Source organism: Martinezella lusitana, assembly GCF_016901135.1.
Lineage (GTDB): Bacteria > Pseudomonadota > Alphaproteobacteria > Rhizobiales > Rhizobiaceae > Rhizobium > Rhizobium lusitanum_D.
This window is the reverse complement of sequence record NZ_JAFEVL010000078.1, coordinates 81,526-91,474: the sequence shown is the minus strand read 5'-3', so window position 1 is coordinate 91,474 and position 9,949 is coordinate 81,526. Positions and strand designations below refer to the sequence as shown.

Genomic DNA, 9,949 nt, shown 5'->3' with positions numbered 1-9,949 from the left:
GAATGTCGTCGTCGCCAGCAGCGCCGCCGCCCTCGTTCAGTGAGTGGGCTTATAATCCCACCCCACGAACCAAGTCAACAACAAGACTGTAAAAATTCTGACATTTTTGTAAGAGATTGATTTGAAAAGATATTTTGTGAGGTTGGGTGGGGAGAGGCAGAGTTTGCCCACAAGGGCCTCAAAAAATATTGTCCAAATGATCAAAATTTCAGCCGACGCGATGGAAAGTCGACGTCCCGACGCCGGCTCTCGTCCGTGCTTGTCTCTCAAGGGATGGAGGACACGGTCACAGACGGCTGAGCAACTCCATTCCGCTCGCTCTATTGCCGACACGCAATTTTGAGATGCAAGCCTCAGAAAAACCGATATTTTATATGAGATTTCTGCTATATGTAAGAAAAACAGCATAGGAGGGAGGAAACAATGCACACAACAAGACCGGAAAGCATCATCGAAGTCAGCGTCGACAGCGCTAGCGGACGTCGTGCGCTGGGCATCATGAGCATGCGCCAGGCATTGGATCTGCCTGACCTGCTGCGCTTCACCTATACGCATCCGGATCCTTCAAAAGCCGCTGCTGGCGTTGTCGTCAGCCGGGAAGAGCTCCAGACGTTTCTGACCTGCCACTGAGCCGCAGGCGGGGCGTACGGCACGGATCGTGCGGTAGCGCGAGGCTGTCTGGCGCCTGCGTTTCTCAGGCGGCCTTTCTTTCGGCGAGCGCAAGCGGCAGCAAGACGACAGCATTGAGCCCACCGCCCTCGCGATCCTCCAGACAAAGCGCGCCACCATGCGCATCGAGAATTTGCCGGACGATCGCCAGGCCGAGACCGCTGCCGCCGAGATCGCGGTTGCGGGACTCTTCCAACCGCACGAAAGGTTCAAGCACTTCCTTGCGCCGTTCCGTCGGAATGCCGGGTCCGCGATCGCCGACGATGATGGCACCTTGATCACCACGATGCTCGACACCGACCTCGGCACAGCCGCCGTAGCGCAGTGCATTGTCGATCAGATTATCCAACACCCGCACCAAAGCCGTCTGCGGCATCGTCACGACCAGGGGCTGCCCGAACGGGGAGAAGGCAACGAGGTCCGAAGCATCCTGGCGCTCGGCCACATGGGAACAAATGGCGACGTCGAGGTCGATGATATTTTTCCCGTCCGGCACGACGGTGCTGCGGGCAAAACCAAGCGCATCCTCGACGAGGCGCTGCATGGCCTCCACATCGGCGATCGCCCGGTCGCGATGGGGCGTATCCGGCATCATTTCCATGCGCAGGCGAAAGCGGGTGAGATAGGTCCTGAGATCATGCGAGATCGCCCCGAGGATCAGGGTGCGGTTGTTGACCAGTGCAGCGATGCGCAGCTGCATCGCATTGATGGCACGGATCAGCATGCGAAGTTCGCAGGCGCCTCTCTCCGGAATATTGACCGGTTGCAGACCATTGCCGATGGAGTTGACGGTGCGGGACAGGCGCGTGAGGGGTCGAGTTTCCCGCGCTACGGCGGCGATGGCGATGACCGCGACCAGCATGCCGAGGACGCCGGCGATGAGGCCGACCGGAACCCCGCGCAATCGCACGGTCGGCGTATCGGGAAGCTTGAAGACGGCGACCTTGCCGCCGGCAACGCCGATCGAGACTTCCATGATGCGGTCCGGGGCGCCCACGGAGAACCAGCCTTGCGGTCTTTCGGGAAGCGAACGCATGTTGAAATAGCGGTTGCCGAAAGCGATATTCGCGAATTCCCGCGCCAGCTTGTCAGTCAGGGTGAGATCGGACGCATCATGCTTTTGCCCCGGCAGGGGGGCATCGACCAGGCTAAGTGCCAGGCCGCTGGCATTCAGGGCACGCACCGCCTGTTGCTGCGCCTCGGGCGAAATGGCATCGAGAAGATGGATCGCCGACTTGACCTGCATTGCCGGCGAGATCTCGGGATTGAGCGACGTATCCGGCTTCAACTGGGCCGCGGCAAACGCCGCGAGCTGGATGACGAATAGCGCCACGGCAACGATCATGATGATGCGGGCGACGAGGCCGAGTTTCAGCATGGCTCAGACATCCTTCACTTCGGTCGTGAGGAGATAGCCGGCATTGCGCACGGTGGTGATGATATGAGCGCCATCCGGCAGGCAATGCCCCAGCTTGGTGCGAAGGCGCGAGACAGTCACGTCGATGGTGCGGTCGAAAGGGTCGGCGCCGCGGCCGCGCGTCCAGTCGAGCAACTGGTCACGCGATAAAATGCGTCGCGGCCGCTCGAGAAAGCAGACGAGCAGATCGAATTCAGCCGTTGTCAGGTGCACGATGCGTTCGCCTTTCATCTCGATCACCCGACCGTCGAGATCGACGGTGAGGCCGGCGAAACTCTTGCGCCGGGCAGGAGCAGCGCCCTCCTCGGGACGCTCAGGCCCCGAGCGGCGGAGGATAGCACGAATGCGCGCCAGCAGTTCGCGCGGATTGAAGGGTTTGCCGAGATAGTCGTCGGCGCCCATCTCAAGTCCAAGGATGCGATCGATATCATCGGACTTCGCCGTCAACATCAGGATCGGCACCTGGCTGCGGGCGCGGATGCGGCGGCATGCGGACAGGCCATCCTCGCCCGGCAGCATCAGATCCAGAATGATGAGATCGGGAAAGCCCTTGGAGAGGATGCGGTCCATGGCGGCGGCGCTGTCGGCAGCCTGCACGGCAAAACCCTCGCGGCTCAGGAACTCCTCAAGGAGCGCCCTAATCTCGCGGTCGTCCTCGACCAGAAGAAGCGATGCGGAAACCATAGCCCTCCATGCGGGGCGAAAGGCGGTTTTGGCAACAGGGAAACCGCCGACGTTACAAACTGTAACAAATTTCCACTGTTTTGAAAAATCCCAGCAAAAGAAGCCGTGCAGTTTCCGGGCAACGGCAATCCCTCCGGAGCGAACGGCGGCACCCTCTATGCCGCCTACCCGACCCCCATCGCCCGCTCCGGTCCGAGGCAGGGCTCGTATCCATGAATGCGAGCCCTGCCTCTTTCCGACAATCAGATTTGCGTCCCGATCATCCTCGTGCCAAAGGATTGTCCTTCGCGGGCGGTAATTGCCCGGTCATCGCAGTAGAGATCGTGAGGCAAACGGGTGGGCCAGCGGCATTCACCGCAAAGATCCGGCAAGACGGCGAAAGCCAGACAGGAACCCGACGGCAAGCGCGTGACCCTGCCGCGGGCGCTTTCCAAGCTCGGCTATTGTTCCCGCACCCAGGCGGAAACCCTGATTTCAGCCGGCCGCGTGACCGTGAACGGCAGAACAGTCACCGATCCGAGCACATGGGTCGATCTGGAGCGGGCGCAATTTGCGGTCGACGACATCGCAATATCCGCTGAAGAGAAACTCTACTTCATGCTGAACAAGCCGCGCGGGCTGGTGACGACCCGTGACGATCCCGACGGCCGGCCGACGGTCTATGACTGCCTAAGGGACATCGATGCACGGCATCTCGCTGCGGTCGGGCGGCTGGACAAGGCGAGCGAGGGGCTACTCCTCTTTACCAACGATACGGTGTTGGCGCAGGCGCTGCTCGATCCGGTCAGCCATGTCGGCAAGGTCTATCACGTCCAGGTCGACCGCATCATGGACCACGAGCAGCTCGAGCGCATGGAGCGCGGAATCATCGACGACGGCGAGCTTCTGACGGCCAGCATGGCCCGCCTGTTGCGCAGCGGAGATCGCAACAGCTGGATCGAAGTCCAGCTTAAGGAGGGCCGTAACCGACAGATCCGCCGGATGCTGGAGGCGCTCGGCATCGAATGCCTGCGGCTTGTGCGCGTTGCCTTCGGCGATATCGCGCTTGGCGATTTGCCGAAAGGTGCGGTCCGGCCCCTGACGGAGGCCGAAATCCTTCGGCTGCGCCGGCGCGCGGAGCTGAAAACAAACAGACAGAATGGATAAAAGGCGAAACGCGATGCGGCCTCATGATTTCTGGCAGGAGCTCCACCCGCCCAAAACTTTTTCGACGATGGGAGAACGCCACGATTTCTATGTGGCGGAGCTGCCGGATGGGCGCCAGTTGCGCCTGCCGATCCGCGTCCTGGCTGATGACAGGCACGCGCTGGCATCGCTGATCGTCAATCAGGCGAGTTTCACTGTTCAGGAAGCGCTGGCCGAGGCGCTTGCGGCGCGGATTGCCGCCTATGATATCGATGTCGTGGCCGGATTGCCGACGCTGGGGCTGACGCTGGCGAGTGCGACGGCGCGGGCGCTCGGCCATAGTCGATACGTGCCGCTCGGGACCTCGCGCAAATTCTGGTATCGCGACGAGCTGTCTGTTGCGCTTTCATCCATCACCACGCCAAACCAGGAGAAGCGTCTCTATATCGATCCGCGCATGTTGCCGCTGCTCGAAGGAAAGCGCGTGGCGCTGGTCGATGACGTCATCTCGAGCGGAGCTTCGATCGTTGCCGGCCTCGCCCTCCTGACTGCATGCGGCATCGAACCCGTGGTGATCGGCGCAGCCATGCTGCAATCCGAGCGCTGGCGGGAGCGCGTCGATGCGGACGGCAGGCAATGGAGCGAGCGGATCGTCGGGGTCTTTTCGACGCCGATCCTCAAACAGACCGAAAATGGCGGCTGGCACAGTCCCGGCTGATCGCCTTTTCCACCGCGTCGGCCATGCCGGTGGGCGTGAAGAATGCACTATTGTATATGAAAATCGTTCCGATTCCCGTCGCAATGCGCTAAGGGTCCGCTCAAGAAGCGTCCGTCGGGCGGATGCATGAGCCTGCTGGTGGACGTGTTGCGAATTCTCTCCGAAGCCCATTTTCCGGAACTGCCCAATTACTATCGCGGCAAGGTACGCGAGAATTATGACCTGCCCGACGGCAGCCGCATCATCATCAGCACCGATCGCTTGAGCGCTTTCGACCGTATCCTCACCTGCATCCCTTACAAGGGCCAGGTACTCACCCAAACGGCTCGCTACTGGTTCGAGCAGACGCGCGATATCTGCCCGAACCACGTCATCGACTATCCGGACCCGAACGTCGTGATTGGCAAGCGGCTGAACATTCTGCCGGTCGAGGTCGTCGTGCGCGGCTATCTCGCCGGCACCACCGGCACCTCGATCCTGACGCTTTATAAGAAAGGTCAGCGCGAGATGTACGGCATCACGCTGCCGGATGGCATGCGCGACAACCAGATCCTGCCGGAGCCGATCATCACGCCGACGAGCAAGGAATTCGACGGCGGCCACGACGAACCATTGACGCCGACCCAGATCATCGAGCAAGGGCTTCTGACCGAGGCGCAATGGCGGACATTGTCGGACTATGCGCTGGCCCTGTTTGCGCGCGGTCAGGAAATCGCCCGCAAGCGGGGGCTCATCCTCGTCGATACCAAATATGAATTCGGCACCGACGAGAACGGCACGATCATCCTTGCCGACGAGATCCATACCCCAGACAGCAGCCGCTATTGGCTGGCCGACAGCTATCAGGACAGATTCGAAAAGGGCGTCCGCCCGGAAAGCTTCGACAAGGATTTCGTCCGGTCCTGGGTGACGGAACGCTGTGATCCTTACAAGGATGAGATCCCGGAGATCCCGCTGGAGCTCATCGAGCAGACGTCCAAGGTGTATATCCGTGCCTATGAAGCAATCACAGGTACGTCTTTCCCGGCCGACGACCGCAGTGCAACACCGCGCGACCGGGTTCGCGCAAGCCTGGCTCGCTATTTCCCGTAGAGACAATCCGAGCGGACTTTTAACGAGATCAGCGCGCCGAATAACATCCCAATGGTTGCGCCGGCTATCGATTCGTCGGCATCCCGCACCCTTGAGTGGTAGGCGAAAGGGTATGTTTTTTGCAACACTTTAGATTTTTTTTACCGAAACCCTGATATTTCGCTCGATCCCACATATGTTCGCCGACGAGAAATCGTAAAAGCCACTGTGCTATTGCAAAACTCATTGCTAGATTGACGCCGACCGCTTCGGGTCATTGTTTGTACTGCGTAAGGCTGGAGCGCCGAAACACTTGGGGTCATGTCGACCCCGTAAAACACTGATCATGTAAATTGAATTGTGGGACAATGTGATGGTTTCCATTCGTACTGCCGCCCCCGCCCTGCTGCTTATTCTGGCAGGTTGCGTCAGCGGCCCAGATCATAAGCCACCGGAAATGCCTCTGCCGGCCAAATTCTCGGAGGGCGGTACGAAAGTCAACGGCGATATCGCCGGTTCGCAATGGTGGACCGCTTTCGGCGATTCCAGGCTGAACGCCTTCGCCTCCCAGGGGCTTGCCCAAAACCTCAACATCCAGCAATCGCTGGAGATCATCAACCAGGCTGAGGCTGCAGTCGTCACCGCCGGCGCCGGCGGCCTGCCGAACCTGACGGTTACCGGCGACCACACGACCAGTGGCCAGAAGGGCGCGTTGCGCACCCAGACCGAAACGCAAAACTCCACGGACGGCAGCGCCTCGGTTTCGTGGCTGCTCGACCTCTGGGGTCAGTATCGCCGAGCAAGAGAAAGCGCCAACGCTTCGCTCGATGCAGCCTATTCCAACGTCGACACAGCACGCCTCACCTATCTGTCGGACCTGGCCACCAGCTACGTCAACGCCCGTTACTTCCAGGCGCTCGTAGCGATCGCTCAGGAAAACCTAAAGTCTCGCCGCGACACGCTTTCATTGACGAAGTTCCAGCTCGAAGCTGGTGCTGCATCCCGCCTCGACGTGGTTCAGGCCGAAGGTCTCGTCAATTCGACGCTTTCGACAATTCCTGGCTTCGAGATCAGCTATCGCCAAGCTGTTCATCACATCGCAACACTGCTTAATGTGCCTTCCTCAACCATCATTGCGCAGATGCAGGGCGGCGGCAAACAGCCGGTGTTCCGTGGTAGCGTTCGCAGCGGCGTTCCTGCCGATCTTATCCGCAACCGTCCGGACATTCGCGCTGCGGAGCGTAACCTTGCCGCTGCTACCGCCCAGATCGGCGTAGCGGAAGCCAAGCTCTTCCCATCGATCACGCTCAGCGGCGCGATCTCGCCATCCTATATCCACAGCTCATCGGCAAGCGGCAGCCTGACCAGCTGGTCGTTCGGCCCGTCGCTCAACCTGCCGATCTTCGATGGCGGCACATTGCGTGCCGGCGTCAAGAGCGCCCAGTCCTCAAGCCGTGAACAGTACATCGTCTGGCAACAGACGGTGAGGACTGCTGTTCAACAGGTGGAAGACGCCTTGTCGGCCGTCAGCCGCGATGCGCAGACCGTTGCGGCTCTTCACGCTCAGGTGGCTTCCTATCAGGAAGCGCTGCAACTCTCGACCGCGAGCTATAAGGACGGTGCGTCCTCGCTGCTCGACGTTCTCGACGCACAGCGTAACGTGACAGCCGCTCAGCAGAGCCTAGCACAGGCCGTTCAGCAGAGCGCCACCGACTATATCTCGCTGAACATCGCGATCGGTGCAGGTTACGTGCCGGCAGGCAAGGCAACCGTCGCCGAAGCGCCGGCCAAGATCGTCAAGGTCTCGGCCAAGAAGGTCAACTGAGGATATCGCCCGGCATAACGGGCGTTTCGTTCGAATCTTCAAAACCGCCGCAGGTGACTGCGGCGGTTTTTCGTTTTCAGAGCAAAGGCTGAAATTGAAAATGGCGCGCCTCGCTTTCGCAAAGCACGCCATAACAATGAAAAACAAAAAGGCCGGAATAAACCGGCCTTTCGTCATCCGCCCTCACAACAGTGCCAGTACATCCGTGGTCAAAGGGAAAGCGGAACTGCAGCCAGACTGATCGTGAAAGGTTAACGCAACGTCAACTTCACTTTCACGAAGAAGGATAAACACTGCTCGCTTTGAAGCGCGCCGGTCATCCATCGGCTGCATGACTGAACCCTATATCGGCAAGCAAGACGGCGATTTCAAGGTCGCGGCGATTATTCCTCCAGCCGCGCCATGAAGTACGCAGCACTTCAGCGGCTGTAATACGCAAAATAGTAAGCACGACTTATCAAAAAGTCCCGCAGCTTTCGAGCGCTTCATCCGCGATCGTTCAAGCTCCATTCATGCAAATACTTTTAAAACACATGCAAAGATTGAAGGTGGCCACGAAATCCTATCAGATTCCGTGCATGTGCAAGCCTTTATCTTGCCGAAATTGGAAAGTCATACCGAATGGCGCCGGGGTAGGCGCACCAGATGCCGAACAAGCACCGCACGACGACTTCGCAACGACGGTGTGCAAAGGGAGAGTATTCATGAAGTTCAAGGTTATTGCCGCGAGCATGCTGGCCGCACTCGTTGCGTTGCCGGCCATCGCGGAAGCAGCGGAAGGCTTTGCCACCGCAAACGTCAACATGCGGTCAGGCCCGAGCACCGCTTATCCGGCAGTGACCATGATCCCTGTCGGCGTGCCGCTGCAGATCAATGGCTGCCTCAACGAGACGCCCTGGTGCGACGTCTCGTTCTACGGTGGTCGCGGATGGGTCGCCGGCCGCTATATTCAGGCGACCTACCAGTCGCGTCGTATCTATGTCGATCCGCAATATTATCGCCCGCTCGGTATTCCGACCGTGGTCTTCAACTTCGATGACTATTGGGGTCGTTATTATCGCGGCCGCGATTTCTACCGCGATCGCGACCGCTGGCGGCGCGGACCTAGCCCGGTCTATCGTCGCCCGGACCGCAATCCGGGATGGGACCAGGGATCAGACTGGGATAACGGACCGGATCGCAATTGGGACCGCCGTCCCGACCGCAATCGCGACTGGAATAGCGGATCGGACTGGAATGACGGACAGGATCAGAACTGGAATCGCCGCCCCGACCGCAATCGCGACGGGGACAGACAGCGCGACGACAATCGGGACTGGGGCCGCCAGCAGCCGGACAACAACCAGGGCTCGGCCAACCGGCCGGACCGCCAGCCGCGCCCCGAACCGCAGCAGCGACAGCCTCAAGCTCAGCCGCAGCCCCAGCCGCAGAACAATCCGCGGCCGAATGCAGGTGCCCCGGGTCCTTATAGCCCTGATCACAAGGATCCCTGCCCGGCGTCGGAACCGAATTGCCGCATGTCGGTAAGAGGTTCAAACCGCTGACGGCGTTTGGTGAGCCCTAGACAACAAAAGGCCGGCGACCCTCAAAGTCGCCGGCCTTTTTGATGCCGTGCATTCTAGCTTGAAAATGCATTCTAGCTTGAAAAAGCTAGGCCGCCTGTATGGCCCGGTTGCGTATCGCAATAGGAAATCCCGCGGAAATGATCCGCTTTCAGGTAACGTGCCTGTTGCCGCACTTCCGCCACGGCGGAAGTTTCGAGCGATCAAACGACCCGGCAGCGCGGAGGCGCTTCAATGGGTTTTCAGATGCGCTTCCCGCATTGCCGAGATGAACATCTCACGGGCTTCCTCGGCGGACCTGCGGCCATCGATCGCTGCCCGGCAAACGCTTCTCGCCGCCACATACAGCGGACCACGCCGGTCCGGCCAAAGATTGGCCATGCAATTCAATGCCTCGGACGGGCCTGTCACAGTCTGGAAAGTACCTTGAACGAAACCGATCTCGATCGGATTGCTCCATTTGATGTGTCGCATGAATACTCCTCCTCACGCGCTACCCACTGCTTAGAACCGCCCCCAAGACGGTCACATGACAGTACTATAACTCCGATCAGATCATTCGAAAATACGCAACATCGCGAAGATCACTCGAAGTGTCGAAGCATTCGATCGGGTTCAATCGCCGGCCGCTGAGACCGGCGAGACGAGTTCCCGCAATAGCTTTATGGGAAGTGAGGACATTTGCCGAATGCCGTTGCAGGCGGGCGCGCAACCTATTTCTTGCGGGCGATACGCTTTGCCTCGTCGGGCGAGAAGCCGGCACGGCGTGCGAGCCGCTCCAGTCCGAATATCCGATCGATCTGATCGACCAACCATACTTCAAAACGCTTCCACATTGGCCCAGCCTCCTCCGCCGCAAACCGTTCAGTCGCAGTAGC

Annotated in this window: 10 protein-coding genes; 6 read left to right on the top strand and 4 right to left on the bottom strand. The window is 59.7% G+C overall.

The genetic code is table 11. From position 1 onward, the window contains the following. The first annotated feature begins 423 nt into the window (after positions 1 to 423). Positions 424 to 630: a hypothetical protein gene (locus JTP94_RS35280; RefSeq protein ID WP_034512760.1), complete on the top strand. Its 207-nt coding sequence runs from the start codon at positions 424 to 426 to the stop codon at positions 628 to 630. A 64-nt stretch (positions 631 to 694) separates the two neighbouring features. Here JTP94_RS35280 and JTP94_RS35275 read toward each other — a convergent pair whose 3' ends face one another. Both JTP94_RS35275 and JTP94_RS35270 read right to left on the bottom strand, forming a co-directional pair. Continuing rightward, positions 695 to 2,047, bottom strand: a complete 1,353-nt coding sequence (locus JTP94_RS35275) for an ATP-binding protein (RefSeq protein ID WP_204854971.1) — start codon at positions 2,045 to 2,047, stop codon at positions 695 to 697. A 3-nt stretch (positions 2,048 to 2,050) separates the two neighbouring features. Beyond that, positions 2,051 to 2,770: a response regulator gene (locus JTP94_RS35270; RefSeq protein ID WP_204854970.1), complete on the bottom strand. Its 720-nt coding sequence runs from the start codon at positions 2,768 to 2,770 to the stop codon at positions 2,051 to 2,053. Between the two features lie 336 nt (positions 2,771 to 3,106). Here JTP94_RS35270 and JTP94_RS35265 point away from each other — a divergent pair, with 336 nt between their 5' ends. The 5 genes from JTP94_RS35265 to JTP94_RS35245 all read left to right on the top strand — a co-directional run bounded on the left by JTP94_RS35265 (position 3,107) and on the right by JTP94_RS35245 (position 9,053). Further along, positions 3,107 to 3,916, top strand: coding sequence for a pseudouridine synthase (locus JTP94_RS35265; RefSeq protein WP_204854969.1), 810 nt, complete (start codon positions 3,107 to 3,109; stop codon positions 3,914 to 3,916). Positions 3,917 to 3,929: 13 nt separating this feature from the next. Continuing rightward, the gene (locus JTP94_RS35260) at positions 3,930 to 4,613 is read left to right on the top strand and encodes a phosphoribosyltransferase (protein ID WP_204854968.1); all 684 of its coding nucleotides are present in this window, start codon (positions 3,930 to 3,932) and stop codon (positions 4,611 to 4,613) included. 147 nt (positions 4,614 to 4,760) lie between these two features. Beyond that, positions 4,761 to 5,705, top strand: a complete 945-nt coding sequence (locus tag JTP94_RS35255; RefSeq protein WP_204854975.1) for a phosphoribosylaminoimidazolesuccinocarboxamide synthase — start codon at positions 4,761 to 4,763, stop codon at positions 5,703 to 5,705. Positions 5,706 to 6,057: 352 nt separating this feature from the next. Further along, positions 6,058 to 7,509 (top strand): efflux transporter outer membrane subunit, encoded by a 1,452-nt coding sequence (locus JTP94_RS35250; RefSeq protein ID WP_204854967.1) that lies wholly within the window; start codon positions 6,058 to 6,060, stop codon positions 7,507 to 7,509. Positions 7,510 to 8,213: 704 nt separating this feature from the next. Continuing rightward, positions 8,214 to 9,053, top strand: a complete 840-nt coding sequence (locus JTP94_RS35245; RefSeq protein WP_204854966.1) for an SH3 domain-containing protein — start codon at positions 8,214 to 8,216, stop codon at positions 9,051 to 9,053. 249 nt (positions 9,054 to 9,302) lie between these two features. Here the strand turns inward: JTP94_RS35245 and JTP94_RS35240 are convergent, their stop codons facing one another. Together JTP94_RS35240 and JTP94_RS35870 are read right to left on the bottom strand one after the other, a co-directional pair. Beyond that, a complete protein-coding gene (locus JTP94_RS35240) occupies positions 9,303 to 9,545 on the bottom strand; it encodes a DUF982 domain-containing protein (protein ID WP_204854965.1) in 243 nt (80 codons plus the stop codon). A 239-nt stretch (positions 9,546 to 9,784) separates the two neighbouring features. Continuing rightward, positions 9,785 to 9,907: a hypothetical protein gene (locus JTP94_RS35870; RefSeq protein ID WP_271025492.1), complete on the bottom strand. Its 123-nt coding sequence runs from the start codon at positions 9,905 to 9,907 to the stop codon at positions 9,785 to 9,787. Positions 9,908 to 9,949: the final 42 nt, after the last annotated feature.

What these genes read in the sequence shown, in the direction of transcription:
- JTP94_RS35280 (WP_034512760.1), top strand. Translation starts at nt 424, where the DNA reads ATGCACACAACAAGACCGGAAAGCATCATCGAAGTCAGCGTCGACAGC.
- JTP94_RS35275 (WP_204854971.1), bottom strand. Translation starts at nt 2,047, where the DNA reads ATGCTGAAACTCGGCCTCGTCGCCCGCATCATCATGATCGTTGCCGTG.
- JTP94_RS35270 (WP_204854970.1), bottom strand. Translation starts at nt 2,770, where the DNA reads ATGGTTTCCGCATCGCTTCTTCTGGTCGAGGACGACCGCGAGATTAGG.
- JTP94_RS35260 (WP_204854968.1), top strand. Translation starts at nt 3,930, where the DNA reads ATGCGGCCTCATGATTTCTGGCAGGAGCTCCACCCGCCCAAAACTTTT.
- JTP94_RS35250 (WP_204854967.1), top strand. Translation starts at nt 6,058, where the DNA reads ATGGTTTCCATTCGTACTGCCGCCCCCGCCCTGCTGCTTATTCTGGCA.
- JTP94_RS35245 (WP_204854966.1), top strand. Translation starts at nt 8,214, where the DNA reads ATGAAGTTCAAGGTTATTGCCGCGAGCATGCTGGCCGCACTCGTTGCG.
- JTP94_RS35240 (WP_204854965.1), bottom strand. Translation starts at nt 9,545, where the DNA reads ATGCGACACATCAAATGGAGCAATCCGATCGAGATCGGTTTCGTTCAA.
- JTP94_RS35870 (WP_271025492.1), bottom strand. Translation starts at nt 9,907, where the DNA reads ATGTGGAAGCGTTTTGAAGTATGGTTGGTCGATCAGATCGATCGGATA.